The sequence below is a fragment of the Tenacibaculum sp. 190524A02b genome, from assembly GCF_964036645.1.
Classification (GTDB): Bacteria; Bacteroidota; Bacteroidia; order Flavobacteriales; family Flavobacteriaceae; genus Polaribacter; species Polaribacter vairaonense.
Genome location: NZ_OZ038525.1, coordinates 2,459,573 through 2,486,096, shown reverse-complemented (window position 1 = coordinate 2,486,096; position 26,524 = coordinate 2,459,573). Strand labels below are relative to the sequence as shown.

The window sequence follows — 26,524 nt, the reverse complement described above, 5'->3', positions numbered from 1 at the left end:
TCATAAATATTGAATCAACCCTTATCTTTACCCCGAAAAAGAAGTTTATAATTACATATATCTGTTTTTAAGGAACATTAACAGCTCAAAGCGTATAGAGTTTTATACATATGAAAATACATTTTATAGCCATAGGAGGAAGTGCAATGCACAATTTAGCAATAGCATTACATAAGGAAGGGTATCAAGTAACAGGAAGTGATGATGTTATTCACGATCCTTCAAAGTCACGCTTGAAGCAATATGGGTTGTTACCCAATGAATTTGGATGGTTTTCTGAAAAAATTTCTTCTAATTTAGACGCTGTGATATTAGGAATGCATGCTAAGAAAGATAATGAAGAATTACTTAGAGCTCAAGAGTTAGGTGTAAAAATCTATTCTTATCCTGAGTTTTTATACGAGCAAGCTAAAAATAAAACACGTGTAGTTATTGGTGGATCACATGGTAAAACTACCATTACTTCTATGATTTTACATGTGTTGAATTATCATAATGTAGAAGTAGATTATATGGTTGGAGCTCAGCTAGAAGGTTTCGATACGATGGTTCATTTAACTGAAGAAAATGAATTTATGGTTTTAGAAGGGGATGAGTATTTAAGTTCACCAATTGATTTAAGGCCTAAATTTCATTTATATAAACCTAATATAGCTCTGATTAGTGGGATAGCATGGGATCATATAAATGTATTTCCAACTTATGAAAATTATATAGAGCAATTTTCAATTTTTACAGATTCTTTGACTAATGGAGGGATTATGGTTTACAATGAAGAAGATCAGGAAGTAAGAAATGTAGTGGAAGCTTCTGAGCATGCTATAAAAAAATACCCTTATACAACACCAAAGAATTTTGTTGAGGATGGTGTTACCTATATTGATACACCTGATGGAGAAATGCCTTTAGAAGTTTTTGGAACTCATAATTTACAAAACCTTGCAGGCGCTAAATGGATTTGTCAACACATGGGAATAGATGAAGATGATTTTTATGAAGCCATTGCCAGTTTTAAAGGGGCAAGTAAGCGTTTAGAAAAAATAGCAGAAAATAATACCACTGTTGTTTTTAAAGATTTTGCACACAGCCCTAGTAAGGTAAAAGCAACTACAAAAGCTGTAAAAAAACAATATGAGAATAGAGAGTTATTAGCCTGTTTAGAATTGCATACTTATAGCAGTTTGAATGCTGAGTTTTTGGCTGAATACAAAGGAGCACTAGAAAACGCAGATAAAGCAGTAGTGTTTTATTCACCTGAAGCTGTAAAAATAAAACGACTGGATACCATAACTAAAGAGCAAATAGCACTAGCTTTTGAACGAGAGGATTTAATTATATATACAAACCCCCAAGAATTTAAAGATTTTTTGTTTAATGAGGAGTTAAAAAATAAATCTCTTTTATTAATGAGTTCTGGTAATTATGGAGGGTTGAATTTTGATGAGGTTAAGGAGTTAGTTTAAGTTTTTTAATTGTTTTTTTAACTCGTTGTCAGTTAGTCTTTTAATTAGCCAAAACCTATGATCTTTGTCAAATATGGATTTGTAAATAATATTTAATCTACTTTTTAGATAGATGTATTTTTTTTGTTTAGAAAAATGTTTTTTCTGTAATTGACTGTCATTTAATAATCTTTTAAAAAAAGATAAGTAAGATTGAGTATCCTTACAGTCTTTATAGTCAAGAGATTCTATTTCACCAAATACGAAATGACAAGAAGCTAAAAAGGAGTTTAAAGGTTTTTTTAATTTGTTTAGTTTATCAAAACTATTCTTAGCTGATGTTTTTTTAGAAAGTAAAAAAACATCGTATGCATTTCGCAAGGAAATATCTTTAAAATAGATACCATCATCATTAATTTGTTTAGCTATTATAGATAAGCAGAGTTGATGTTGATAACTTAAAACATTTACTCCATTGATAACCTGTTTATCTTTAACAACAAAATCAAAATTAAATTCATTAGCATATTTTTCAATGGTTATTTGTTTATGAATTTCTACGGCTGCTATTTTTTGCTCATTTTGAATTCTTGGATAATGTTTAAAAGAAGGGAAGTTGTATTTTAAATTAGCAACATATGAGTAATTTTTTGATTTTAATAGTTTAATAGTTTGAAGATAATCACTTTTATGTATGATGAAATCAATATCTCCAACCATACGTTCAGCAATATCTTCATACAATCCTTCAAGTAAATTTCCAGTACCTTTTAAGAAAATAGGAGTAATGCCGTTGTCTAAAAGAAGTTGATTAATCTCTTTGGCTTGTTCAATTATTTGTTCATTTCGCTCTCTGTTTAGTTGGGTAATATGCTGCATATATTCAACTAAATCGTTTGGCAAATACTGTAAGAAATCAGCACGTTTTAAATTACAGTACAAAGCAGGAAAAACAAAATGAGAAGTACTCAGTTTAACTACATTATCCCAATTAACACTTCCAGAAACGATTTTTTCTTCAACTAGTTTTTTATTCTCTTCTTCATGAGAAATCGTTAAACATTTAGCTACAAAAAATAAAGTTTCTTTATAATTCATCTGAAAAAAGTTTATTAACAGTGTCAATCATTTTTTTATTATCAGAGTAAGTTAACTTATAACAGGTTAAGTTCTCAAACCAATCTAAAAAAGCTTTTGCATTTTCAGCATGGGGTGATAACCATGAATCAGGAACTAATTTTTCAAAAGCGTTTAAACTAGAGATTTGGTTAATTTGTATATCACTTTCTGGTACATATTTTATGAACACAAGTGAAGTACATTTTTTATGCTGACTATAATTGTTATTTTTTGGAGGTAAATATCTTACAATTTTATTTAAAGCTTTAAAATGATATTCAGCAGTTGTAGCTAGCTCAGGGTACATAGAAAGTAAAACAGGAACACTATTTTTTTTGATAGAAATAGCAGAAGGAAAACTATACACTTCATTAGTTTTGGCTAAAACAGGAACAAAATCATCAGCTAAACAAGTAAAACCATTTGCTTGTAATAAAGCCAAAGAAGTACTTTTTCCGTTACCAGAATCTCCTAAAAAAAGCATAGATTTATTATTATCACTAACTGCTGATGCATGAAAAATACCCATCCATTTATCTTCTGGGTTTTGATGTGTGTGTTCAATTATTTTCATAGAGAACTTTCCTTGAAAATAATGGCTTTCAGTTTTATTCCATGAGTTAATGAACTCATTATTTACATAAAAATAAATAGTATTGCCTTTTGAAAAAACTTGATAATTAAAATCAAATTTTTCTTGTTGATTAATTTCTAGGTGGGCAAATTTTGGATGAATTAATGAAAGCTCATATTCAGATGAGAATTGAATAAAAAAAACAAATTCATTAATCTTATAGTATTTGGTTTGCTCAAAACTTTTAGGTAGTTCAGAAGTCTGTTTTTGTTGTTCCTCGTTTTTTGGGTGGTTAAGTAGATTTTCAATATCAGACACAAAGTTTTCGGCTTGTTGATAAGGAATATTTATTTGATTGAATAAAAAGTTAATAACTTCCTTTTTTGGAGTGCTATTGCTTAATAAAGAAAGTATGTCAGCAACAATGTTTTCAACAACTATATATTGATTACTTTGTGATAACCAGACAATACTTTTATCTTCAATTTTCTTGACTAAAATCATAATTTGGTAAAAGTACTAAAAACATAAAGCTGAAAAATTAATTTTTCGATTATTCTTACCAATAAAGCATAATTCATCAAAAATTAAAAATTGATTGGTATTTTTGTACCATGTATAGACAACGAATAGAGTTAGAAGAAGGAGATTATTATTTAAATGAACAAGGGTATAAGGTTTTTACAGAACAGTATCATTTAAGAAGAGGGTATTGTTGTAAAAGCGGATGTAGACATTGCCCGTATGGATATGATAAAAAAACAGATAGTTTTAAATAAAAGTGACAATATTTAAGTATTTGTATCTAAATTAAAAAAGAACTAAATAGAATATATACATGAAAAAATTAATTATACTGTTTTTGGCTTTCCAATTTGTTGGGTGCGCAGAATTACAAAAAGTAGTAAGTCAGCTACCAAACCAAGGAGTTTTAACACAAGATCAAATAGGAAATGGATTAAGGCAGGCTTTAGATAATGGAATTCAGCATCAGGTTACAAAATTAACAGCTAAGGATGGTTTTTATAAAAATGAATTGGTGAAAATATTACTTCCTGAAGAGTTACAGGTAGTGGATAAAGGGTTGAGAAAAATAGGGTTGAGTTCTTTGGCAGATGAAGGGTTAAGGGCTATTAATAGAACAGCCGAAGATGCTGTTAAAACGGCAACTCCAATTTTTGTCAATGCTGTTAAGGGAATTACATTTAATGATGCAAAAAATATATTGCTAGGAGAACAAAATGCTGCAACTACGTATTTACAAGGAAAAACAAATACAGCTTTATATAATAAATTTAATCCTGTAATTAAAAATTCTTTTGGAAAAGTTGGAGCAGATAAAATATGGGGAGACTTAATAACAAAATATAATAGTATTCCATTTGTAAAAAAGGTGAATCCAGATTTAACTGATTATGTAACTACAGAGGCTCTAAAAGGAGTTTTTAAAATGATTGCAGTTGAAGAAAAAGGAATTAGAGAAAAAGTGGGATTACGTAATACTGATTTATTAAGAAGAGTTTTTGCTTTACAAGATAAAAGGTAAATTATAAAATAAGAAGATATATGATAAAAAAGAACCTTCAAATGAGGGTTCTTTTCTTTTTGGTTTGATATTAATCAATAAAAAATTGCAAATTATACATTTTTATATAAAAACAATAAATTTTAATTACTTGTTAGTCAAAATATTGTGTATATTTATATGTCGTTTAATTGAACAAAAATGTTACGAGTAAATCAACTACATAGATACAAGAAACATCTTGAAGAAAGATATGGGAAACTAGTAGAAAGAGCTAATGATTACAAATATGTTGATGAATGTAAGAGTGACAGGTCAGCATTTAAGGCAATGAAAGTTTTGGAAAAATTAAATAGGCTTAAATATTTAGATAACGAAATATCAAATTCTATTATTTAGTCTTTTAAAATAATCAAACGCTTTTAATAATCTGCTCCCATACCAAGAAAACATTTCTCCATCAACTAATAGAATTTTAGATTGATGTGTTTTTTCTTGCAATTCTATAATATGTTTTTCTTTAAAAGGATAAGGTTCTGATGATAGTAATATTAGATCAGGATTCTTAGCTTGTATTGTATTGTCAATATCTATTTGAGGATATCTAGGTTGGTTGCTAAAAATATTTTCAAACTTATTTAATAAAAGTAGGTGGTTGATAAAAGTATTGTTACCTGCCACCATCCATGGATCTCTCCATATAAAATAAGCTACTTTTTTGTAAGGTCTATTCTTAATAAAAGTTTTAAAACTAACAATTTCATGGTTTAACTTATTAATTATTTCTTCAGCTTTATCTGGAATAGAAAATAGCTTACCGTATTGTAGTATTAACCCTTTAGCATCTTCTAAAGTAAAAATGTCAGAAACATGGGTAGGCGCTATTTTTTCACATATTTCAACAATTTCTTTGGTGTTTTCTTCCTTGTTACATAGAATGATATCAGGTTTTAGTTCCTTAATTTTTTCGATTTTTATATTTTTAGTTCCTCCAACTATTGTTTTACTTTTTCTTAACTCATTAGGGTGAATACAAAATTTGGTAATTCCTACAATATGTGGCTCCAAACCTAGGTCAACCAAAAGTTCAGTTTGACTTGGAACCAAAGAAATAATTCTAGTAGGTGTGTTATTAATGATTATTTTTCTGTTTAGCTGGTCAATCAATGTTAGTATTCTTTTTAAGAACAATATAGGGAAAAGTGATAGTTGTGATTACACCACTTTTATTTTTATTATTTCTCATTTCAAATGTATAAAACTTTTCATAAGTACTTTTTAACCTTTCAATAGTGCTTTCTAGTCCAATATTCATTTTTTTAGCGCAAAAGTTTTCAGAAAGTAATTGGCCATCATTTTCAATAGAAATTACAATAAAATCATTTTTCTTTTTTATGGTGAGGGCTATGGTTAAAACAGTATGGTTATATGAGTAACCGTGTTTAACAGAGTTTTCAACAATAGGTTGTAATAATAAATAAGGAACTTTAGCATTAAGTATAGTTTTGTCTTCAATATTTGTATTAAACGAAAAACTGTCAGAAAATCGAACCTCTAAAATATTTATATATTTTTTTAAAGTATTTAATTCGCAAAATAAATCCGTAGTTAGTTGTTCTTTAGCGTCTAATAGCTCTCTTAAAAAGCTACTCAAATCAATAATAGTATCTTGAGCTTTTTTAGGATGAATGTCAATTAAAGTAGTAATACTATTTAAAGTGTTAAAAAGAAAATGAGGTTGTAAATTAGAGCGTAATAAGTTTAGTCTAGTTTTTATAAGTTGTTTTTCTAAAGATGATTTCTCTTTTTCGTTTTTTTCATTTTTCTTTAGGTAATGGTAAGAATAAATTATAAGTATAATTACAAAATAAATAAGTACGTTTATATCTATAGTACTAATAGTATATCTTAGAATTTCTTTTGGAATAGAATGGTTAAGCTTAATGTTGCCGTTTGAAATATGAAAAATATAAATGCCAAGTACTATAGAAAAACTCATTAAAAAAGAAAAAGCTAAATGAATAAAGGCTATTTGTTTCCATGATTTTTTTCTCTTTAGGAGTTTTAACGTAGTTTTATTTATGGCTACAAAAAGTAATATTACTAATAGATAATCAATAAGAGAATCAGTAAGAAGAATAGACCAACTTTTATTAGTGTAACGATATCCAATATTTTTTAAATAGTATACTTTAACTAAATGTAATGAGCAAATAAATGCATAGAAAATAGCAAAAAACAATGTTAGCTTATTTTTTTTAAAACTAATAAATTTCATCTAAATGGCTTGCTAAAAATTGAAGTTAAAGTAGTTTATTTAACACCAAGAGCTTCTTGAAATTCCTTTTTGTAACCTTTACTAACTCTAAAAATTTTATTGTCTTTAATTTTTACATCAGTTTCTCCATAATTTGAAGAGATAATTTCGTCTATGAAGTTTGAGTTAATAATAGTTGATCTATGAATGCGGATAAAAAGATTGGAATTTAACCGATTAATAATACTAGATAATGATTCTCTTAATAAAAACTTTTTATTATCAACAGTAAAAATTTCTACATAATAACCAGATGCAGAAATATATTTAATAGATTCAATATCTAAAAAGATAATTTTATTACCTGATTTAATGTTTATTTTTTTATTATTGATAATTGGAGATTCAGATATACCTTTATTATCCTTAACAATATCAAGAATGTTTTCTAAGTTATTTTGAAAATTAGAAAGTTCTTCTTTTTTCTTATAGTCAATAACTTTTTCAATAGAGGAAAAGAAGCGTTCATCTTTAAAAGGCTTTAGTAAATAGTCAAAAGCAAAATAATCAAAAGCTTTTAAAGCAAACTCATTATAAGCTGTAGTAAAGATAAAGATTGGTTTTTTGGGTAGCGTAATGTTTTCAATAATGTCAAACCCACTCATGTCTTTAATTTTAATATCTAAAAAAACCACGTCAGGATTTAAAGAGTTTATTTTTTCAATAGCTTCCTTACCAGTGGCACAATCACCAATGATTTTTAAAGATTCGTGTTGATTTATTAAGTTTTTAACTCTTATTCTAGCAAGACTTTCATCATCAACTATAAAAACTGATATATTCATTTTTTTAGGTAATAAGTGGGTTAATCATTTGGGGGTTAAGTCGATTTTTTTAGCAAAATTAATGAAGGAAAAAATACTATAACTAGAAATGGTACGTTAATTTCAAACTTTAACACAGTTTTCCTAAAAAAATGTTAAGGGTAGGTTTTGTTCAAATCTAAAAAAAGTTTTTCCACATCAATTTATAGGTTGTTTACTTCAAACAGATATTAACAAAAGGTTACTGCTCGTACTTTTATGTTTGATTAATTAATAAAAAATAAATAATTTATGAATTCACGTTACAGAAACGTAATCTGTGTGTTTTTATTTTTTAGTTTTCTACTAAATATAAATGCACAACAAAAAAAGATTGCTGGAACAGTGTCTGATAGTACAGGTCCATTACCTGGGGTTAATGTAATCCTAAAGGGAACCATGAATGGAACGGAAACAGACTTTGAAGGGAATTATCTAATAAATGCTAAACAGGGAGATGTTTTAGTGTTCAGTTTTGTGGGAATGAAAACTGTTGAAAAAGCAGTTGGAACACAAACAACTATTAATGTATTATTAGAAGATGATAATGATATGTTAGAAGAGATAGTGGTAGTTGGATATGGTTCAGTAGCTAAAAAAGATTTAACAGGGGCAATTTCTACAATTGGAATTGAACAATTAGAAGATAAGCCAGTAGCTTCTGTTACTCAAGCATTACAAGGAGCAACTTCAGGGTTACAAATTGTAAGTACAGGAGGTAGAACAGGAGATGCAACGCAAATTAGTATAAGAGGAAATGGATCACTTAGTGCTTCAAATAATGCGCTATATGTTATTGATGGTGTTCCTCAAGAAGATATGACAGGTATTTCTCCTGAAGATATTAAAAGCATTAGTGTTTTAAAAGATGCAGCTTCTACGGCAATTTATGGATCTAGAGCTTCTAATGGAGTTGTTTTAATTCAAACTAAAAGAGGTTCTTACGGTAAAGGGATTCAAGTTTCATTGAATACTTCTTACGGAATTCAAAATATTGTAAAAAGACCAAGTTTATTAAATAGTACACAATACAAACATATTTCTGATGTAGCTAGAGTAAACTATGAAAATGATATTGCTGCTGGAATTTTAGCAGGGCCAAAAGATCCTAATTCTCTAACACCATTACCAACTAGTAATTATGATGTAGATTGGTTGTCTTTAGTATTAAAAGAGAATGCAGCAGTAAAGAGGCATCAGTTTAGCATATCTGGAGGTGGTGAAAATACAAGAGCTTATTTATCTGCTTCTTTATTTGATCAAGAAGGAGTTATTAAAGAGGATACTTATAAAATTGCTCGTGTAAAGTTAAATATGGAGCAAAAAATGAATGATTATATAAAGTTTGGAATAAACTCAAACTTTGCATTCTCAGAAGCTACCCCAATAGTTGATGATAATAATTCATACCAACCGTATACAAAAGCTTTAGAAGCCAGACCAGATGTGAGTCCTTATACGGCTGATGGGAAAATAGCAGAATACACTTTTAGAAATCCATTATATGCTTTTGAAAGACAGTTAACTAGTAAGTGGCAAAATTTAGGAGGAACTTTTTATTTTGATGTAAAGCCTGTAGAGAGTGTAGTGTGGCATTCTGCTTATAGTGGAAATATTAGAAGTAATAGATATAATAGATATGATGCTCCAAATACACGAAGAGGTTTAAATGGAGATGGTGTGCCAACTGGTTACGGTTATTATAGTACAGATAACAATAGAGATTATTTAATAGAGAATACGGTAACTTTTAGAGATAGCTTTTTCAATGATAAGTTAAATGTAAATTTATTAGGAGGACATTCATTTCAAAAATGGGAATATGAAGACTCATTTGTTGAAGGAGAAGGTTTTCCATCTAGTGATTTAAAGTGGTTAACTTCAGCTGGAGAGATTAACAGAGGTCGTAGTTATTATAAAGCTATGGCTTTAGAATCGTACTTTACAAGGTTACAATTATCATGGGATGCTAAATATCATTTAATGTTATCTACTAGATATGATGGTTCATCTAAGTTTACAAAAGATAATAGATGGGGTAATTTCCCTGCTGTATCAGCAGGTTGGACAGTTTCAAATGAAGATTTCTTTAATGTCTCAGCTATAAATAGTTTAAAAATTAGAGGTTCTTTTGGTTATAATGGTAACCAATCAGGTATTTCTTATGCGTCTGGTCAAAACTTAATAGGCTCAGGTGAAAACTATGATCAAGCTCCAGGTTTAGCTTCAACTAGTATTTTCAATCCAAATTTAATTTGGGAAAAAGCAGAAGATTTTAATGTTGGTTTTGATATGACGTTATTTAATAAGATTGATATTAATTTTGATTACTATCAGAAAGAAACTCAGGATTTATTAAGTAGAATTAATGTTCCTCAAGAAAGTGGTTTTAGAACAATGTTAGCTAATGTTGGTAAAATTTCTAATAAAGGTTTTGAAGTAAATGTAAATGCTAGAATTATAGAGAAAGAAGATTTCAGATGGAGTTTTGGAGGAAATTTTTCTTATAATAAAAATGAGGTGTTAAAAGTAGGTTCTGAAACGGGACAATATACTACTGGTTTTGTATCTGTTGTAAAAGAAGGTAATAGTTTAGGTTCTTTCTTTATTTTAGAAGCTGCAGGAATAGCTAATGAAAGTTATACATATAAAGATAAAGATGGAAATGATGGATATACCGTGGCTGCAGGTGATATGATTTATGTTGATCAAAATCAGGACGGTCAAATTAACGATGATGATAAAAAAGTTTTTGAAGGGGGAATTGCTCCAATTTATGGAGGTTTTAACACAAGAATTGATTATAAAGGATTTGATTTAGGTATTAGTGGACAGTATTCTATTGGTAAAAAAGTATATGCATTATTTAAAAGAGACCTTTTAAATGGAGGTGCTGTAGGAGCTCCTTCTTACTCAAACAATATGATAACAGAAATGTTAGATTATTGGACGCCAGAAAATCCAAATGCTGCTAATCCAAGACCACATTTAGCATCAACAATATCTTCATGGAATACTAGAGAATCTACAAGGTTTTTAGAAAATGCAGATTATTTAAGAATATCTAATATTACATTAGGATATAGTTTTAATTTCTTGAAAGATAATCCTAAAATGAACTTTATTAAGTCTTTAAGAATTTATGCGCAGTTAGTAAATCCATTTACTTTTACTAGTTATTCAGGAGCAGATCCAGAAACTAGCTATGTAGACCAAACAGAGGAGAATAGTCAAGATAGATCAGATGGAAGTAAAATTGAAGCAGGAGTTGATTTAGGAGGTATTCCTAATATTAAATCTTTTTCAGTTGGATTAAATGTTAAATTTTAATAAGTAAAAAATATGTTAAAGCAAATATCGAAAATAGTTTCAGTAGGTCTTTTCGCTTCTTTATTACTTACTTCTTGTAGTAATGAATTAGATACTCCTTCTGAAGCATCACTTTCTGCAACTGCAGATTTGGCGAAAGAAGACGTAGATAAATTATTAACTGGGGTTTATAAAAAATTAAGGCACCCAAATCAATATGGTTACTTTGCTATAATGAACACTGAGATAATGGGTGATAATTATAAGCCTGTTAAATTTCAATGGTCTCAAGTAAAAAACTTTTACGAAAACACAGTGCCAGCTTCTGATATTTTATTAAGCTATTTTTATGCAGATTATTATGCTGGTATTGATAGAGCAAATACAGTTTTAAAAGTACCAACGGCTGATAATGTGCAAAAAGGAGCAGCAAGATATTGTAGAGCATTAAGTTATTTAAGACTTTATGATATGTTTGAAAGAGTACCTTTAATTGATGAAAATTATGACAGAAAACCAATTGCTCCTTCTTCTAAGGATGAGGTTATAGACTTTATAATTGAGGATTTAAAATATGCTAAAGCAAATACATTAAACTTTAATAGTATTGATATAGTTACTGGCCAAAAAACTCCATCAAAAGAAGCAGCTGCTGCATTGTTGGCGAGAGTTTATAGGATAAAAGGAGATATAGCGTCAGCAGGAGTGGAAGCAGAATATGTTATTAATTCCGGTAAATTTTCTTTGTCAACTAATCCATTAGAAAGAGCTTCTGAAGTAATCTTTATGTTTAAAGGAAATAAATCTGAAGAAGTAGGTCAATGGGGTTGGATTATGAGTGTTGATGCAAAGTCATGGAATTGTTTTGCTGCAGCTGATGATTTAACAGCTTTAGTAAAAGGAGAAGATACTCGTAAAGTCTTATTTGATTTTGAAGGACAAGTAGCTAATGATGGCTTTATTTATTCAAAAAAATATAAAACAGAAGGAAACTCAGATTTATTAATTTCTAGAGTAGCTGAAATGTACTTAGTATCAGCAGAAGCAGGAAACGCAAATAGATTAACAGAATTACAAGCAGCAAGAAAATCTTCGTTAACTTTTGAAGAAGAAAGACGTTTAGAAATGTCTTTTGAGTGGACTAGGTGGGAAGATATGAAGTTAGAAGGAAAAACTACTTATGTTTTACCTTATCCTACAAGAGCAGTAGATTCAAATCCTTTATTAAAATAAAAATTATTCCCCTTTAATTTCGAAAGAGGCTGTCCGAGAGGGCAGTCTTTTTTATTGATGTAGTAATTCCTGATTGTTTAATTCAAAAAGCAAGCAATTCAAATCAAAACTATAAAGAAACTTTTTAAACCTATTTACTTTTGCAGGCGTATACCAACAACTTTGTTTTCATTGGTATAATTGTTTGAATTAATTAATTGGTAAGCCAAGGAGTAATTAACCTTGGCTTTTTTTATGTAATATATTTTTCATTTCTATTTGCAAAGCTGTTGCTTTTTCAGCAGCAGCAAATGCAAAATCATCATCACTACTAGCATAGATAATACCTCTAGATGAATTTATAAGAAGCCCTATATTTTCATTCATTCCATGTTTGCATACATCTTGTAAGTTACCACCTTGAGCGCCAACACCAGGAACCAAAAGAAAACTATTAGGGATAATTTCACGTATTTCAGATAGGTATTCTGCTTTTGTAGCACCCACAACATACATTAAATTTTGTGAATTAGCCCATTTTTTAGAAGTGGCTAATACATTTTTATATAACTCTTTGTTGTTAGTTAACTGAGTTTGAAAATCAAAAGCACCTTGGTTTGAAGTTAAGGCTAAAAGAATAGTATGTTTATCTTTAAAAGCTAAGAAAGGCTCTACTGAATCTTTACCCATATACGGAGCAACGGTAACACTATCAAAAGCTAAATCATCAAAAAAAGCCTTGGCGTACATGGTAGAAGTGTTTCCAATATCACCGCGTTTAGCATCGGCAATAGTGAAAATTTCAGGGTGATTTTCGTTAATATAACGAATAGTTTTTTCAAGGGCTTTCCAACCTTTTAAACCATATGCTTCATAGAAAGCCGTATTAGGTTTGTAAGCTACACATAAATGATGAGTGGCATCTATAATAGCTTTATTAAATTCAAAAATAGGATCATCTTTTTTAAGTAAATGATTAGGTATTTTGGTAAGGTCTACATCAAGGCCTATGCATAAAAAAGATTCCTTTCTTTTAATTTCAGTTACAAGTTGTTGTGTTGTCATGAATAGTTATAAAAGTTAGGCAAAAGTAAACAATTTTACGAGTTTCTCTTATCTTTGTTTCTAATGATCCAATACATTATAAATAAACTTTTCTACGGTTTTATAACCCTGTTTGGGGTAGTAACAGTTATCTTTTTATTATTTAATATTTTACCTGGAGATCCGGCTAGAATGATGCTAGACCAAAGAGAAGATACAGAACAACTGGATAATATTAGAAAGAAATATGGGTTTGACAAACCAATCTTCACTCAATATCTATATTATCTTAATGATGTTTCTCCAATATCATTACATAGTAAAAATAATGATGATTATACTTTTTTGAGTGAAAATAAGTATAATTATCATAAATTATTTAATCTAGGAAACTTAACGTTAGTTGTTAAATACCCATATTTAAGACAGTCATTTCAGAAAAATGGGAAAAGTGTATCAGAAGTAATAGCAGAAACATTACCTAATACGGCAGTTTTAGCCATTACAGCTATAGCTTTAGCTATTTTTTTTGGAATATTATTAGGTGTTTTATCAGCTATACTTAAAGACACTATTTTTGATAGGATAATAGCTGTTATAAGTACATTAGGAATGAGTATTCCATCTTTTTTTTCAGCAATATTATTTGCGTGGTTTTTTGGGTTTATATTACATAAATATACAAATCTAAATATGACAGGTAGTTTATTTGAGGTAGATGATTTTGGAGAAGATGTTTTTATAAAATGGAAAAATTTAACACTACCGGCACTAGTTTTAGGAATAAGACCTCTAGCAGTTATAATTCAGCTAATGAGAAATTCATTATTAGAAACATTAGGTCAAGATTATATAAGAACTGCTAAAGCAAAAGGACTTAATACCTATCAAGTAATAAAAAAACATGCGTTAAAAAACTCTTTAAATCCAGTTATAACTGCAATTTCAGGTTGGTTTGCTTCTATGTTAGCAGGAGCCGTTTTTGTAGAGTATATTTTTAACTGGAATGGTTTAGGTAAAGAGATTGTAAATGCATTGAATACTTTAGATTTACCAGTAATTATGGGGAGTGTATTAGTCATAGCAACATTGTTTATTATTATTAATATTGTAGTAGATATATTATATAGTGTGCTTGACCCTAGAGTAAATTTATATGAGTAAAAAGAGAATATAAATATGAAGAAAGTTTTAATAATTTTAATAACCATATTTTTTACAAGTTGTACCGTTTTTCAACCAAAATCATTTACAAAAGAATCTTTAGAAGAAAAGTTAGTAACAATAAATAGAGATTCAATCAATTTAAACGAATTGTTAAAAAGGAATAAGAATAAACAAACTTTTATACAAGTTTATGCAAGTTATTGTCCCTACAGTCAAGATAGTTTTAAAGATGTAGAAAAACTACAAGAAAAAAATAATGATATTGATTATGTTTTCCTATCAGTAGATCATTCGTATCATGATTGGAAAAGAGGACTAGAAAATTTAAAGAATTTAAAAGGACAACATTATTATATCCCGCAAAAAGGAAAAGGAGCTATAGCAAAATTTATAAAATTAAAAACAATACCTAGATTTTTATTAATTAATACCAATCAAGAAATAGTAGTGTTTAAAAGTGCTAAAGTTGCAGATATTGAAGCTAAACTAATAAAATAACAAATGAAAAAGTATATTCTACTACTATTAATAACTAGTCTTTATTCTAGCTGTATAACTAATGAAACAGCCTTTTCAAAAAAAGCATTGGCCGACACATTTATAAACATAAATAATAATGAGGTAGCTTTTAATCAAATATTAGAAGAAAATAAAGGAAAAATAATAGTAATTAATGTTTGGGCTTCATGGTGTAAAGATTGTTTAGATAGTTTACCTTATTTATTAGAATTAAAAGAAAAATATCCACAAGCATCTTACGTGTTTTTATCATTAGATAAATCTTTAGAAGAATGGAAAGAAAGTATTGAAAGATTAAATTTAAGCGGAAATCATTACTTTATGCAGTCTGGATGGGAAGGAGATTTCGCTAATTTTCTTCAATTACGTTGGATTCCTAGATATTTAGTGGTAGATGAAACTGGCGGAATCAAAGTATTCAATGCTACAAAATCAACAGATAAACAAATAGAACAAAGCTTAAAAAAATGATGTATTTTTGCAAGCTTAACAACAAAACTATAACACAATCAACTAAAAACTTAACACCGTGAGAAACAAAATTATTGCAGGCAACTGGAAAATGAATAAAAACCTTGATGAAGCAAAAAAGCTAATTAAGGGAATAAAAAAAGGATTAAAAAAACAAGAGCTAAAAGATAAAAGAGTTATCATAGCGCCAAGCTTTGTTAACTTAAGTACAGCAGTAAAGAGAACCGAAAAATCAGTAATTGAAGTGGCTGCACAAAATGTACACCAAGAAAAAAGTGGTGCATTTACGGGAGAAGTTGCAGCAGAGATGTTAACTGAAATAGGGGTAGGTATTGTTATTATTGGTCATTCAGAAAGAAGAAGTTATTTTGGAGAAACAAGTGAAATGTTAGCTAAAAAAGTAGATGCAGCACTAACTAACAGTTTAGAAGTAATATTTTGTTTTGGAGAACAATTAGAAGATAGAAAAACTGAAAAACACTTTGAAGTTGTAGAGACGCAATTAAAAGAAAGTTTGTTTCATTTGTTAGAAGATAATTATTCGAAAATAACTTTAGCTTATGAGCCAGTATGGGCAATAGGAACAGGAGAAACAGCAACACCAGAGCAAGCACAGGAGATGCACGCTTTTATCAGACAAGTTTTAGCTAAAGAATACAATGAAGAATTAGCTAATAAAGTTTCTATATTGTATGGAGGAAGCGTTAAACCAGCCAATGCAAAAGAAATATTTTCGAAATCAGATGTAGATGGAGGCTTAATAGGTGGCGCTTCATTAAAATCAGAAGACTTTTTAGCGATAGTAGAGGCAATATAAAATGGCAAAAACTTGGCAAGAAAAATATAATAACGCAAAACCACCTCAAAAAAAGGTGATAGAAAAAAGGTTTGCAGATCTTTCAGAAGGAACTAATATGTTTATAGCAACTCCTCAAATAATTGAAAGTTATGTTAACGAAATTCCTTATGGTGCCCAAGTTGATTTAAAAACAATGCGAAAAGATATTGCTTTAGCCAATAATGCTGATAATTCTTGTCCAGTAACTACTAGTATTTTTTTAAGGATAGTTACTGAGTTAGCTTATCAAAAGTATAAAGAAGGAGAAAAGTTAGAGAGTATAATGCCTTTTTGGAGAGTAATCTCTAAGAAAATGCCAATCGCTAAAAAATTAGAATGTGGTATTGATTTTATTAATAAACTAAGACAAAAAGAAGGAATAGATTGATGGATAATGTTTATATAGAGTATACTTTTAAAGTAACACCAAAAGAACCTGCAACTGAAATATTGATAGCAGAATTAGGTAATGTAGGATTTGAAAGTTTTGTAGAGAATGAACAAGGGGTTACGGCATATATACAAAAGCAGGACTGGAACGAGAGTATTTTAGAAGAAATATTTATATTAAACTCTCCAGAATTTATCTTTGAATACCAGAATACTGAAGTAGCTCAAACTAATTGGAATGCGGAATGGGAAAAAAATTTTCAACCTATACAAGTAGATGATTTAGTAAGTATTAGAGCTCCTTTTCATGAGAATCCTAATTTGAGATATGATATAGTAATAGAGCCTAAAATGAGTTTTGGGACAGGTCATCATGAAACTACACATATGATGGTACAACATTTGCTAAATTTAGATTTGGACGATAAAAAAGTACTTGATATGGGGTGTGGTACAGGAATTTTAGCCATTTTTGCAGAAATAAAAGGAGCAAAACCCATAGACGCTATAGATATAGATAAATGGTGTTATGAAAACTCTATTGAAAATGTAGAAAGAAATAAATGTCAAGAAATAAATGTATATCAAGGAGATGCTAAGCTTTTAATAGATAAAAAATATGACGTTATTATAGCGAATATTAATAGAAATATCTTGCTCAATGATATGGAAACTTATATTAATAGTTTAAATGAAGAAGGAACATTACTATTAAGTGGTTTTTATAAAGAAGATATTTCAATAATAGATAGCAATGTAATAAAATATGGATTATCTTTATATAAAACCATAGAAAGGAATAATTGGGTAGCATTGAGATATCAAAAATAGAAGGAAGATGAGCACAATAGAGAAAATTCAAGAAGAATTAGATGTTTTAATACAAGAAACAAAAGAGTATGAAATTATCTTATACAATGATGATGTAAATACCTTTGATTTTGTAATTGATAGTTTAATAAGTGTGTGTGAGCATACACCAGAACAAGCAGAACAATGTACAGTTTTAGTTCACTACAAAGGTAAGTGTGCAGTAAAAACTGGAGAATATAAAGATTTAGAACCAAGATGCTCTAGGTTACTACAGCTAGGACTTTCTGCGGAGATTGTATAATATGGAAAACGTTTTTAGGTATTATGAGTTTTCTGATTTTTTTGAAGACAAATCAGGGGCTTTCAAAGGAAAAAAAATATGCTTTACAGAGTTAAATGAAACTCATTTTTTAATTTTTGAGAAAGAAAAAATAAAAGAAGAAGAATATTATAACTTATATGTTTCTAAATTTAAATCAAAAAAAGAAGTAGGAGTGAAACCGCCAGAAATACTTGAAAAACTGGTAGAAAAGTATGATAAATCACTACCAGAACACCGAGTAATTTTAAGAAAATATTTATACTAGAAAATCTCAAAATAAAAATTTTGAGATTTTTTTTTTGATTCAATGTGACTATCTAAAAAAAGACGTGTCAAATAACATGAAAACACAAAACAATAAAATAACAGTTTTGAAGTTTTTAAATGTTCATTGAACAATTAGTTAGCTTTTTTCTTTAAAAAAGCCCCTAAAAACAAGTCTCTCTTAGTAAGATATGGTGTATGAATACAGAAAAAGAAGTACTGAAAAGAGAGGTTTTTAATTAAAAAGAAAGAAAAGTTCTTAAAAATAGTAGTAGTTAGTTTTTATACTAAGTTTGGTTAGACGAAAAGGCCTTGGATATATGTTCAAGGTCTTTTTAAAAAGAATTAAAAGAAAATAAAAATTAACTTTTATGTGACTTCTTAGAAAAGTAAGTGTCATATAAATGAAAACAAAAACAAAGTAATAGTTTTAAAGTTTTTTACAAGTTCATTAAAGATATAATTATAATTAATTATAGTTTGTTTTTCCCTAGTTTATACAAAATGTATAAACACCCAAAGTCTCTCTGAGTAAGATTTCCCTTGTATATGCGGTCTGAAAAGACATTCCTGAAAAGAGAGCTTTTAATAAAGAAAAAAATATAGTTTTTAAAATAGTAGTAGTTAGTTTTTATACTAAGTTTGGTTAGACAAAAAGGCCTTGGATGAATATTCAAGGTCTTTTTTATTAGGTGTTTTTGAAGATGAAATTAAACCAGTTTATACTATTGTTCTAATCTTAATTCTTTTTTAGTCATTATTTGGAGATAAAATAAAACAAGTATGTTGGTTATGTAGTAAAGTTTTTCTTTGTAAGGATGTGACCTAGTAGAAAAAAATGTGTCATATAAATGTAAGTAATAAACAAATAATTTGTTTCAAGTTTTAAAACGATCATTAGAATAGTTAATATTAGTAGTTTATAGTTTGTTTTTCCCTAATAAATATAAACCCTTAAATACTCTCTGAGTAAGATTTCCCTAGTATAATGTAATCTGAAAAGGTGCTCCTGAAAAGAGAGTTTTAAAAAATAGAAAAGTATAGTTTTTAAATAGTAGTAGTTAGTTTTTATACTAAGTTTGGTTATAAAAAGCCTTGAGTGAGAGTTCAAGGTTTTTTTAATGTTTTTTACAAAAGAAGTGACTTAATGAAAAAAAATGTGTCAAATAACTGAAAATCAGTTTAAAATGGTTTTGTTGTTAAGCTGAGTTTTCATTGTATAATATAGTTTGTTTTCCCTAGTTTATACAAAGGTATAAACACCTAAAGTCTCTCTGAGTAAGATTTCCCTTGTATATGCGGTCTGAAAAGACACCCCTGAAAGGAGAGCTTTTAAAAAAATAGAAAAGTATAGTTTTTAAATAGTAGTAGTTAGTTTTATACTAAGTTTGGTTATAAAAAACCTGAATGTGAGTTCAGGTTTTTTTATATCTAATAATAGATACTTAAACTTTAAAGTTATTTAGAAGTTGAACCAAAGTAGACTTAGCTATGAATAACTCATTTTGAGTTTTAATGAGTTTGAGTTTACTCTCAATTAATTTAACTTCTCTATAATTAATAAGGAATAGGGAACCTTCACCTAAAGAAAACTTTCTTTCTTCACTATTTACTATAGTACTATAATCATTAACAAGGTCATTTAAAATCCTATTTTGTTCATTATAAGAATTAATTTCAGTAATAGTAGCTTTAATTTTATTTTGTAAAGCCACTTTAGTAGCAGTAATGTCAAAATCAATATCCTTAACTTTAAGTTTAGCTAGCTTTAAATTACCACGTTCTTTTCTTAAAAATAGAGGGAAACTAATTTGGAGTGCACCTTTATAGTTAGAAGTGTTAAAAGAATTAATATTTCTGTAGTCTGCAGAAAGGAAGTTGTATTGTAGATCTACTTTAGGTAATAATTTGTTAAGTTGTAATCTTTTTTCAATTAATAAACTTTCTTTCTTTAAATTTAGTTGTTTTAACTTTGGGTGTACTTCTATGTTAAAGTTCAAAGCTTTAGAGATAGATGAATCTAAAACCGTATCGATAATAGTTAAGGTGTTTATATCAGGAATTATAGAGTTTTTTAATTCCAGAGGAAGGTTATTATTTAACCATAAAAAATTAGAAAGCTCTAATTTAGATTTTGTATAACTTAATTTAGATTTCTCTAAATCTAAAACTCTATTTTTGTAATTAATGTTAGCTTCTAAGGTGTCAATAGCTGGTTTGTCTCCAGCGTAAAAACTCTTTTTAATATTAGTTAATCTTACTTTTGCATTTGTTAAATAATCACCATAAACAGATTGTGTTTGATAGTTTTTTAACCATTTAAAATAAACGTTAATAGCATCAAATAAAATTTGATTTATAGCTAACTTTTGTTGTTCTATAGATTGCTTGTTGTATAGTTTGGCTTTTCGTAAAGTAGCCATACGCTTATTAGTAAGTAAGCCTCTTGCTAAAGAAATAGATACTCCAGCACTATACAAACCATTTTTAGGAGTTTTTAACTCAGGGTTTAGATAAATACCAGAATTAGTCTCATAATTAGCTTTAAATTCAATACCGTACCAAGTAGGTATTTTAAAAGTAGTATTCAATTTATTGTAATATTCAGATTTTTTAAATTTTTTACGATTATAGTCTACCTCAATTTTGGGGTCAAATGCACCTCTAGCCTTTAAAAGTTTAGCTTCTCCATTACTAGTAATTAATTGAGCCTGTTTTAAAATAGGATGGTATTTTTTTACATAGCCTATATATTCTTCAAGACTTAAAATATCTGGAGTTTGAGCAATAGTAACTGTGCTAATAAATAATAAAAAGGATAAAAACTTTTTCATTATTTTTTCTTTTTAGATGTTGAATTTATTGTAGTTTCAGGTTGGTAAAAATTAGGAGGGAAGCTATTAATTTGCCTCCATAACTCATACCAAATAGGTACATTTTCAAGTAAAGCAATAGTTCTAGCGCCAGAACCTATTCTTATAGCTTTAGGCCAAGGTTCTGCGTCTTTATCAGGGGCTAATAAAACTCGATACATACCATTTGTACTAATAAAGTTTTCAATAGCAATAACTTTAGCTCCATAAGTACCGTAAGAAACATTTGGCCATCCACTAAAAACTATGGCAGGCCATCCATCAAACTGAACTCTAACCATTTCATCAATATGGATTAGAGGTAAGTCAATAGGTCTAACATACATTTCAACTGCTAACTCATAATTGGCAGGCATAATACTTACCAACTGTTCACCTTCTTTAAATGTTTCTCCAATTCCAGATTTAATAGCTTTATTTATATATCCATCTTGAGGAGCGGTAACAAATAATAAACTTCCTCTTCTTTTGTAGTTAGCTAAGTTAGTTTCAAGTTTTGAAACTTGAGCTTCACTATCAAAAGCACTAGACTGTGCAGAAAATAAATTACTTTGTACTTTAGAAATTTTATCTGCATAACTAGCTTTTAATGTAGAAATAGTAAGCTCGGCATTTATAATATTGTTTCTAGAAGTAAGTAATTTATTTTGTTGGGAAATTAATTTAGCATTAGCTTCTTGAAATTTTGAGCGTTTTTCTTCAACATCTTTTACAGCTTTAAGACCTTCTTTTTGAAGAGAGACAGTTCTTTCAAATTGGGTTTTTGCAATGGAAGATTTTATTTTGATAGCTTCTAAGTCAATACTATCACTTTTAACTTTTAAATGAGATTGAGTAAGTTTGTTTTTAGCTTGTGCTAATTTTAAAGAGCGTTCTTTTTGTAATGCTACTATTTGTTGTTGTAAAGCAATAACTTTGTTTTTGTAAGCATTTACAGAAGAAGATTTGGCATTAATTTGATCACCTGTTCGCTCAGCTAGTTTATTGTCAAAGTACTCACTTTTTATTTCAGATATACGAAGTATAGTGTCTCCTTTTTTAACTAATTCACCTTCTCTTACAAACCACTCTTCAATACGTCCAGGTATTTGAGATTGTAATGTTTGAGGTCTTTGACTTGGTTTTAACGTAGTCACATTTCCTTTACTTGTAATGTTTTGAGTCCATGGTAAGAATAAAACAATAAATAAAAATAGAGTAATGTATAATAAGAAGCGTTTAAACCGCTTATGGTACTCTTTGGTGAAAATTTCACTTCCAGATTTAAATGAAGTGATGTCTATATATTCTGAGATTTTATTTTTTGAAATGTTTAGCATAGCATTTACGATTTAAACTTTTTAATACCACCTTTTTCCAAAAGAATATGTTTGTTACATTTTTCTTTCCATGCTTGATTGTTACTAACTACAATTAAACTCCAAGATTGAGAAGGATCCGTTAAGAAGTTTATGATGTTTTGAGTTACTTCTTTCCTAAATTGATCTAGAGGATCTTCAAGAATTAAAACCTTAGGTTTTTTAGCAATAGCTCTTGCTAAAACTATTTTTTTAGCGGTTGTGTAGGCTATTTGTTTACCCTCTGGTTTTAAGAAAGTGTTAAGCCCTTTAGGTTGTTGTTTGATAAAGTCAGTTAACCCTACACAATTTAGGATCTTATAAATTTCATCATCTGTAATATCAGTATTTCCAAACGTTATATTTTCACGTATGGTTCCTTCAAAAGGAGTTTCTTCAGATAAGGAAAGTCCTAAATTAGCTCGATAATTATTAATTAATAAGCTTGATATTGATAGATTGTTAATGTATAGATAGCCAGAAGTAGGTAGAATAACACCTGAAATAAGCTGTAGTAAACTTGATTTACCGCTACCACTAGCGCCTTCAATAAATACTCTATCTTTTGGAGTAATAGTTAAAGAAATATCATTTAAAATTGGATTATTAACCTCTTTTACTTTATAACTTGCATTTTGAAGTTCAATAGTAATAGGATTTCCATTTGTGATGATTTCTCCTTCTTGAGGTTCTAAAGGTTTATCAACAACTTGTCCAAGCTTTTCTATAGAAGTAAGCACATCGTAAAAAGACTCTAAGCCAACAATTAATTTTTCAACAGAAGTAATTACTAAAAGAATAATGATTTCTGCTGCAACAAATTGACCAATATTCATTTTTTGGTTTAGAACTAAAAAACCACCAATAAGTAATAGTCCAGCTGTTACTAACACTTTAAAACCTATCATTTGAATAAATTGAATAACCAATATTTTAAAATGATTCTCTCTAGACTTTAAATAATCACTTACAAGATTATCACTTTTATCTAAAGCTAAATTTGTTTTTCCAGATAGCTTAAAACTAATTACTGTTCTAGCTATTTCTTGAAGCCAGTGTGCAACTTTATATTTATTTTTAGATTCAATTAAACTAGTATCTAATCCTTTTTGAGCTGTATATTTAAACACACCATAAATTAATAGAATTAGTAATAACCCAAAGAAAATAAAAAACGGATGGTAAAATGATAAAAGTACTAAAGCAAAAATTATTTGTAAAAATGCTGACGGTACATCAATTAATATTTTAGCAAGTCCTTTTTGAATAGTTAAAGTGTCGAAGAAACGATTAGCCAATTCAGGTAAATAATAATTTCTAAGTTCACTCATTTTTATTTTTGGTAAGCGATAACTTAATTCAAATGAAGCTCTAGTGAAAATTCGTTGCTGAATAGTTTCTATAATTCGCATTTGCATTAGTTTTAATGCGCCAGAGAAAGCAACGCCAAAGGTTACAAGGATAATTAAAATAATCCAAGAAGCTGATATTTGTGCTCCTTGAAGTAAATTTATAATGGCCTGTATTCCTAAAGGCAATGATAACGCTACCACTCCTTCAAATACGGCAAAATAGGCTATCTGTAAAAAATCTTTCCTTTCAAGTTTTATTAATCCTAAGAATCTAGTCCAAGGAGAAAGAGGAGGGTTAGTCATTTGTAAGTGTCTTTAAAATTAAATCAGTTAAAAAACTAGTTGGTGTAATGTTAGCATTACAACTTGTGATAGAAGGAAAATGTAATTTTATAAAATGTTGATGTAGGCCACTTTCAGTAAGGGTGCTTGCAAGACTTAAAGCATACTTATAATTGTTGTTATAGGCTAATATTATCTCTGACAAACGTCTAACTACTCGTTTATAAGGCAAGAAGAAACCTTCTTTATTTTCATTATCAACATCTTTTGTTAAATAAGATTTAGAATTTTCATTAATAACAATTTTATTTAACAAAACTTCATTTATATGTCCATAATTATTGTCCTGTTTTGTTGTTCTAGTAACTACTTCAATAGCCTTTATCAATTTATCTTTAGAGTTGCTAATGCTGTAGGTTTCAATAACTAATAGGTATTCTAACCATCCCCAGTACCAGGCAGTTAAGTAAATTAATAAATGATGTTTACTTTCAAAATATCTATAAATTGAACTTTCATTTGAGCCTATTGAGGTGCCAAGTTTTTTGAAATTAAATCTTTCAAATCCAATTTCTTCAATAAGTATTATGCTATTGCTAATAATTTTTTTACCTAAACTAGAAGATTCAGGGTCTTTTATATAAATTCCTTCTGGAATGTCAATTTTTATATTCGAAAGTAATCTTTTCATATGTGAAAATATTTATCGCAAAAATAATAGTAATACTATTAATCTAGAAAGTAATAATGTTAAAAATAAATTAATTTACATTTGAAAAAGAAGAGTGAATTACCTTAAATTGTATGATGGTTAGATATTTTAAATAGTTTGTTATGTGTTTAATTTTAAGAAAAATCGTAAATTCGCACTCCAAGAAAAGATACAATGCTAGACAAATTACAGATAGTAAAACAACGTTTTGATGAGGTTTCTGATTTAATTATTCAACCAGATGTAATTACTGATCAAAAGCGTTATGTGCAATTAAATAAAGAATATAAGGATTTAGGTAAGGTAGTTAAAAAGGCTAAAGAGTATGAAGGGCTTTTAAATACTATTGATGAAGCTAAGGAAATTATAGCTGATGGGAGTGATGCGGAAATGGTAGAAATGGCTAAAATGGAAATGGATGAAGCTAAAGGTCGTATTCCTACTTTAGAAGAGGAAATAAAGTTTTTATTAATACCTAAAGATCCTGAAGATTCTAAAAATGCTGTTGTGGAATTAAGAGCAGGTACAGGAGGTGATGAGGCTAGTATATTTGCTGGAGACTTATTTAGAATGTATTCTAAATATTGTGAAGGTAAAGGTTGGAATGTATCTGTGGTAGATTATAGTGAAGGGACTAACGGTGGTTTTAAGGAAATTCAATTTGAAGTATCAGGAGAAGATGTTTATGGGACTTTAAAGTTTGAGGCTGGTGTACATCGTGTGCAACGAGTACCACAGACAGAAACTCAAGGGCGTGTTCATACTTCAGCAGCTACATGCATGGTTTTTCCTGAAGCTGAAGAATTTGATGTAGAGATAAATCCTAAAGATGTACGTATTGATTATTTCTGTTCATCTGGACCAGGAGGTCAGTCGGTGAATACTACGTATTCTGCTGTGCGTTTAACACATATTCCAACAGGTTTAGTAGCGCAATGTCAAGATCAAAAGTCACAACATAAGAATAAAGAGAAGGCATTTAAAGTATTACGTTCTCGTTTATATGATTTAGAGTTGGCAAAAAAGCAAGCAGAAGATGCCGCTAAAAGAGGTTCCATGGTAACTTCAGGAGACCGCTCTGCCAAGATTAGAACATATAATTACCCTCAAGGACGAGTAACTGATCATAGAATTGGCTTGACATTATATGATTTACAAAATATAGTGAATGGAGATATCCAAAAAATTATAGATGAATTAATGCTTGCAGAAAATACCTCTAAATTAAAAGAATTAGGAGAGACTATTTAATAAGTATTTTATAATATAAATAATAAACCTCAATCTTTAAAGATTGAGGTTTATTATTTATTTGGTTGATAACTAAATAAACAATAACTTTGCACCTTCATTTAGGTTCTATCCTTAAAGAGGGGAATGTCTGCGAAATAAGCATTTATCATAATTCTAGTTATATAACTTATTTTCAAAGTTTAATAATAAATTTTTCTTTTTATGAATTAAGTTTAATCTACCATTAGGTAAAGGTTAGATGTACAACTATATAGAATTTTACTAAAATCTATATAGTTTTAGAGCAAAATTGAAACTTTAAGAAGCGTGATATAAATTAAAATTAGATATATGTTAAAAATTATAGTAAAAGATGGTGAAAATATTGATAGAGCTTTAAAACGTTATAAGCGTAAGTTTAGAGACGTTAAAATTTTACAACAATTAAGAGAAAGAAAGCAATATACAAAGCCATCAGTTGCAAGAAGAGCAGAGGTTAAAAAAGCAGCTTATAAAGAGCAGTTTTTAAGAGAAGAGTAGAATATTTTTCTTTTCGGTTTAATATAAAAAGCTCAATCTTTTATAAAAGATTGAGCTTTTTATATT

General features: G+C 28.7%; 26 protein-coding genes. 16 read left to right on the top strand and 10 right to left on the bottom strand.

The window, feature by feature from the left end; all coding sequences use genetic code 11:
* The first annotated feature begins 110 nt into the window (after positions 1–110).
* Positions 111–1,463: a UDP-N-acetylmuramate--L-alanine ligase gene (locus ABNT65_RS10150; protein ID WP_348747792.1), complete on the top strand. Its 1,353-nt coding sequence runs from the start codon at positions 111–113 to the stop codon at positions 1,461–1,463.
* Here the strand turns inward: ABNT65_RS10150 and ABNT65_RS10145 are convergent.
* Together ABNT65_RS10145 and ABNT65_RS10140 are read right to left on the bottom strand one after the other, a co-directional pair.
* Positions 1,455–2,540, bottom strand: a complete 1,086-nt coding sequence (locus ABNT65_RS10145) for a nucleotidyltransferase family protein (protein ID WP_348747791.1) — start codon at positions 2,538–2,540, stop codon at positions 1,455–1,457. The two genes, ABNT65_RS10150 and ABNT65_RS10145, sit on opposite strands and share 9 nt — an antisense overlap.
* Positions 2,530–3,639 (bottom strand): hypothetical protein, encoded by a 1,110-nt coding sequence (locus ABNT65_RS10140; RefSeq protein ID WP_348747790.1) that lies wholly within the window; start codon positions 3,637–3,639, stop codon positions 2,530–2,532. Before ABNT65_RS10140 ends, ABNT65_RS10145 begins: the two co-directional genes overlap by 11 nt.
* A gap of 110 nt (positions 3,640–3,749) precedes the next feature.
* Between ABNT65_RS10140 and ABNT65_RS10135 the strand changes: the two genes are divergently transcribed.
* From ABNT65_RS10135 to ABNT65_RS10125, 3 genes are all read left to right on the top strand, one after another.
* Positions 3,750–3,914 (top strand): DUF5522 domain-containing protein, encoded by a 165-nt coding sequence (locus ABNT65_RS10135; RefSeq protein WP_348737942.1) that lies wholly within the window; start codon positions 3,750–3,752, stop codon positions 3,912–3,914.
* 59 nt (positions 3,915–3,973) lie between these two features.
* Positions 3,974–4,681 carry a DUF4197 domain-containing protein gene (locus ABNT65_RS10130; protein WP_348737944.1) on the top strand — a complete coding sequence of 236 codons (708 nt, stop codon included), beginning with the start codon at positions 3,974–3,976 and terminating at the stop codon, positions 4,679–4,681.
* Between the two features lie 180 nt (positions 4,682–4,861).
* Entirely contained in the window at positions 4,862–5,059 is a 198-nt protein-coding gene (locus tag ABNT65_RS10125; RefSeq protein WP_348704314.1) for a Lacal_2735 family protein, read from the top strand.
* Here the strand turns inward: ABNT65_RS10125 and ABNT65_RS10120 are convergent.
* Genes ABNT65_RS10120 through ABNT65_RS10110 form a run of 3 tightly spaced genes read right to left on the bottom strand, consistent with a single transcriptional unit; the run spans position 5,042 to position 7,762 of the window.
* Positions 5,042–5,827, bottom strand: coding sequence for a helical backbone metal receptor (locus tag ABNT65_RS10120; RefSeq protein ID WP_348704315.1), 786 nt, complete (start codon positions 5,825–5,827; stop codon positions 5,042–5,044). The two genes, ABNT65_RS10125 and ABNT65_RS10120, sit on opposite strands and share 18 nt — an antisense overlap.
* The gene (locus tag ABNT65_RS10115) at positions 5,820–6,938 is read right to left on the bottom strand and encodes a sensor histidine kinase (RefSeq protein ID WP_348747789.1); all 1,119 of its coding nucleotides are present in this window, start codon (positions 6,936–6,938) and stop codon (positions 5,820–5,822) included. Before ABNT65_RS10115 ends, ABNT65_RS10120 begins: the two co-directional genes overlap by 8 nt.
* A 35-nt stretch (positions 6,939–6,973) precedes the next feature.
* A complete protein-coding gene (locus ABNT65_RS10110; RefSeq protein ID WP_348747788.1) occupies positions 6,974–7,762 on the bottom strand; it encodes a LytTR family DNA-binding domain-containing protein in 789 nt (262 codons plus the stop codon).
* A gap of 270 nt (positions 7,763–8,032) precedes the next feature.
* On the opposite strand from ABNT65_RS10110, the gene ABNT65_RS10105 reads away from it, so the two are divergent.
* Together ABNT65_RS10105 and ABNT65_RS10100 are read left to right on the top strand one after the other, a co-directional pair.
* Complete coding sequence (locus ABNT65_RS10105) at positions 8,033–11,110, top strand: TonB-dependent receptor (protein ID WP_348704318.1); 3,078 nt, start codon at positions 8,033–8,035, stop codon at positions 11,108–11,110.
* Between the two features lie 12 nt (positions 11,111–11,122).
* A complete protein-coding gene (locus tag ABNT65_RS10100; protein WP_348704319.1) occupies positions 11,123–12,322 on the top strand; it encodes a RagB/SusD family nutrient uptake outer membrane protein in 1,200 nt (399 codons plus the stop codon).
* A 216-nt stretch (positions 12,323–12,538) separates the two neighbouring features.
* Here the strand turns inward: ABNT65_RS10100 and pyrF are convergent, their stop codons facing one another.
* The gene (gene pyrF, locus ABNT65_RS10095; RefSeq protein ID WP_348704320.1) at positions 12,539–13,366 is read right to left on the bottom strand and encodes an orotidine-5'-phosphate decarboxylase; all 828 of its coding nucleotides are present in this window, start codon (positions 13,364–13,366) and stop codon (positions 12,539–12,541) included.
* Positions 13,367–13,429: 63 nt separating this feature from the next.
* Here pyrF and ABNT65_RS10090 point away from each other — a divergent pair, with 63 nt between their 5' ends.
* The 8 genes from ABNT65_RS10090 to ABNT65_RS10055 are packed head-to-tail and all read left to right on the top strand — an operon-like array spanning position 13,430 to position 18,130.
* A complete protein-coding gene (locus ABNT65_RS10090) occupies positions 13,430–14,509 on the top strand; it encodes an ABC transporter permease (protein ID WP_348704321.1) in 1,080 nt (359 codons plus the stop codon).
* Between the two features lie 15 nt (positions 14,510–14,524).
* A complete protein-coding gene (locus ABNT65_RS10085; RefSeq protein WP_348737953.1) occupies positions 14,525–15,010 on the top strand; it encodes a TlpA family protein disulfide reductase in 486 nt (161 codons plus the stop codon).
* Between the two features lie 3 nt (positions 15,011–15,013).
* Positions 15,014–15,502: a TlpA family protein disulfide reductase gene (locus tag ABNT65_RS10080; RefSeq protein WP_348704323.1), complete on the top strand. Its 489-nt coding sequence runs from the start codon at positions 15,014–15,016 to the stop codon at positions 15,500–15,502.
* Positions 15,503–15,560: 58 nt separating this feature from the next.
* Positions 15,561–16,319 (top strand): triose-phosphate isomerase, encoded by a 759-nt coding sequence (tpiA, locus tag ABNT65_RS10075; RefSeq protein ID WP_348704324.1) that lies wholly within the window; start codon positions 15,561–15,563, stop codon positions 16,317–16,319.
* Between the two features lies 1 nt (position 16,320).
* The gene (locus tag ABNT65_RS10070; RefSeq protein WP_348704325.1) at positions 16,321–16,728 is read left to right on the top strand and encodes a hypothetical protein; all 408 of its coding nucleotides are present in this window, start codon (positions 16,321–16,323) and stop codon (positions 16,726–16,728) included.
* On the top strand, positions 16,728–17,561 hold the full coding sequence (gene prmA / locus ABNT65_RS10065; RefSeq protein WP_348704326.1) for a 50S ribosomal protein L11 methyltransferase: 834 nt from the start codon (positions 16,728–16,730) through the stop codon (positions 17,559–17,561). Before ABNT65_RS10070 ends, prmA begins: the two co-directional genes overlap by 1 nt.
* Before the next feature lie 7 nt (positions 17,562–17,568).
* Positions 17,569–17,844 (top strand): ATP-dependent Clp protease adaptor ClpS, encoded by a 276-nt coding sequence (locus ABNT65_RS10060; RefSeq protein ID WP_348704327.1) that lies wholly within the window; start codon positions 17,569–17,571, stop codon positions 17,842–17,844.
* Position 17,845: 1 nt separating this feature from the next.
* Positions 17,846–18,130, top strand: coding sequence for a hypothetical protein (locus tag ABNT65_RS10055; RefSeq protein ID WP_348704328.1), 285 nt, complete (start codon positions 17,846–17,848; stop codon positions 18,128–18,130).
* 1,444 nt (positions 18,131–19,574) lie between these two features.
* Here the strand turns inward: ABNT65_RS10055 and ABNT65_RS10050 are convergent.
* From ABNT65_RS10050 to ABNT65_RS10035, 4 genes are read right to left on the bottom strand one after another with little or no spacing between them, the layout of a single operon-like run.
* Complete coding sequence (locus tag ABNT65_RS10050; RefSeq protein ID WP_348704329.1) at positions 19,575–20,963, bottom strand: TolC family protein; 1,389 nt, start codon at positions 20,961–20,963, stop codon at positions 19,575–19,577.
* Positions 20,963–22,321, bottom strand: coding sequence for an HlyD family secretion protein (locus tag ABNT65_RS10045; protein ID WP_348704330.1), 1,359 nt, complete (start codon positions 22,319–22,321; stop codon positions 20,963–20,965). Before ABNT65_RS10045 ends, ABNT65_RS10050 begins: the two co-directional genes overlap by 1 nt.
* 5 nt (positions 22,322–22,326) lie before the next feature.
* Positions 22,327–23,994 carry a peptidase domain-containing ABC transporter gene (locus ABNT65_RS10040; RefSeq protein ID WP_348704331.1) on the bottom strand — a complete coding sequence of 556 codons (1,668 nt, stop codon included), beginning with the start codon at positions 23,992–23,994 and terminating at the stop codon, positions 22,327–22,329.
* Positions 23,987–24,664 (bottom strand): TetR/AcrR family transcriptional regulator, encoded by a 678-nt coding sequence (locus tag ABNT65_RS10035; protein ID WP_348747787.1) that lies wholly within the window; start codon positions 24,662–24,664, stop codon positions 23,987–23,989. Before ABNT65_RS10035 ends, ABNT65_RS10040 begins: the two co-directional genes overlap by 8 nt.
* A 195-nt stretch (positions 24,665–24,859) precedes the next feature.
* On the opposite strand from ABNT65_RS10035, the gene prfA reads away from it, so the two are divergent.
* Both prfA and rpsU read left to right on the top strand, forming a co-directional pair.
* Positions 24,860–25,936, top strand: coding sequence for a peptide chain release factor 1 (gene prfA, locus ABNT65_RS10030; RefSeq protein ID WP_348704333.1), 1,077 nt, complete (start codon positions 24,860–24,862; stop codon positions 25,934–25,936).
* A 333-nt stretch (positions 25,937–26,269) separates the two neighbouring features.
* Positions 26,270–26,458, top strand: a complete 189-nt coding sequence (rpsU, locus tag ABNT65_RS10025; RefSeq protein WP_348704334.1) for a 30S ribosomal protein S21 — start codon at positions 26,270–26,272, stop codon at positions 26,456–26,458.
* The last annotated feature ends 66 nt before the right edge of the window (positions 26,459–26,524 follow it).

What these genes read in the sequence shown, in the direction of transcription:
- ABNT65_RS10150 (WP_348747792.1), top strand. Translation starts at nt 111, where the DNA reads ATGAAAATACATTTTATAGCCATAGGAGGAAGTGCAATGCACAATTTA.
- ABNT65_RS10145 (WP_348747791.1), bottom strand. Translation starts at nt 2,540, where the DNA reads ATGAATTATAAAGAAACTTTATTTTTTGTAGCTAAATGTTTAACGATT.
- ABNT65_RS10140 (WP_348747790.1), bottom strand. Translation starts at nt 3,639, where the DNA reads ATGATTTTAGTCAAGAAAATTGAAGATAAAAGTATTGTCTGGTTATCA.
- ABNT65_RS10135 (WP_348737942.1), top strand. Translation starts at nt 3,750, where the DNA reads ATGTATAGACAACGAATAGAGTTAGAAGAAGGAGATTATTATTTAAAT.
- ABNT65_RS10130 (WP_348737944.1), top strand. Translation starts at nt 3,974, where the DNA reads ATGAAAAAATTAATTATACTGTTTTTGGCTTTCCAATTTGTTGGGTGC.
- ABNT65_RS10125 (WP_348704314.1), top strand. Translation starts at nt 4,862, where the DNA reads ATGTTACGAGTAAATCAACTACATAGATACAAGAAACATCTTGAAGAA.
- ABNT65_RS10115 (WP_348747789.1), bottom strand. Translation starts at nt 6,938, where the DNA reads ATGAAATTTATTAGTTTTAAAAAAAATAAGCTAACATTGTTTTTTGCT.
- ABNT65_RS10110 (WP_348747788.1), bottom strand. Translation starts at nt 7,762, where the DNA reads ATGAATATATCAGTTTTTATAGTTGATGATGAAAGTCTTGCTAGAATA.
- ABNT65_RS10105 (WP_348704318.1), top strand. Translation starts at nt 8,033, where the DNA reads ATGAATTCACGTTACAGAAACGTAATCTGTGTGTTTTTATTTTTTAGT.
- ABNT65_RS10100 (WP_348704319.1), top strand. Translation starts at nt 11,123, where the DNA reads ATGTTAAAGCAAATATCGAAAATAGTTTCAGTAGGTCTTTTCGCTTCT.
- pyrF (WP_348704320.1), bottom strand. Translation starts at nt 13,366, where the DNA reads ATGACAACACAACAACTTGTAACTGAAATTAAAAGAAAGGAATCTTTT.
- ABNT65_RS10090 (WP_348704321.1), top strand. Translation starts at nt 13,430, where the DNA reads ATGATCCAATACATTATAAATAAACTTTTCTACGGTTTTATAACCCTG.
- ABNT65_RS10085 (WP_348737953.1), top strand. Translation starts at nt 14,525, where the DNA reads ATGAAGAAAGTTTTAATAATTTTAATAACCATATTTTTTACAAGTTGT.
- ABNT65_RS10080 (WP_348704323.1), top strand. Translation starts at nt 15,014, where the DNA reads ATGAAAAAGTATATTCTACTACTATTAATAACTAGTCTTTATTCTAGC.
- ABNT65_RS10070 (WP_348704325.1), top strand. Translation starts at nt 16,321, where the DNA reads ATGGCAAAAACTTGGCAAGAAAAATATAATAACGCAAAACCACCTCAA.
- prmA (WP_348704326.1), top strand. Translation starts at nt 16,728, where the DNA reads ATGGATAATGTTTATATAGAGTATACTTTTAAAGTAACACCAAAAGAA.
- ABNT65_RS10060 (WP_348704327.1), top strand. Translation starts at nt 17,569, where the DNA reads ATGAGCACAATAGAGAAAATTCAAGAAGAATTAGATGTTTTAATACAA.
- ABNT65_RS10055 (WP_348704328.1), top strand. Translation starts at nt 17,846, where the DNA reads ATGGAAAACGTTTTTAGGTATTATGAGTTTTCTGATTTTTTTGAAGAC.
- ABNT65_RS10050 (WP_348704329.1), bottom strand. Translation starts at nt 20,963, where the DNA reads ATGAAAAAGTTTTTATCCTTTTTATTATTTATTAGCACAGTTACTATT.
- ABNT65_RS10045 (WP_348704330.1), bottom strand. Translation starts at nt 22,321, where the DNA reads ATGCTAAACATTTCAAAAAATAAAATCTCAGAATATATAGACATCACT.
- ABNT65_RS10040 (WP_348704331.1), bottom strand. Translation starts at nt 23,994, where the DNA reads ATGACTAACCCTCCTCTTTCTCCTTGGACTAGATTCTTAGGATTAATA.
- ABNT65_RS10035 (WP_348747787.1), bottom strand. Translation starts at nt 24,664, where the DNA reads ATGAAAAGATTACTTTCGAATATAAAAATTGACATTCCAGAAGGAATT.
- prfA (WP_348704333.1), top strand. Translation starts at nt 24,860, where the DNA reads ATGCTAGACAAATTACAGATAGTAAAACAACGTTTTGATGAGGTTTCT.
- rpsU (WP_348704334.1), top strand. Translation starts at nt 26,270, where the DNA reads ATGTTAAAAATTATAGTAAAAGATGGTGAAAATATTGATAGAGCTTTA.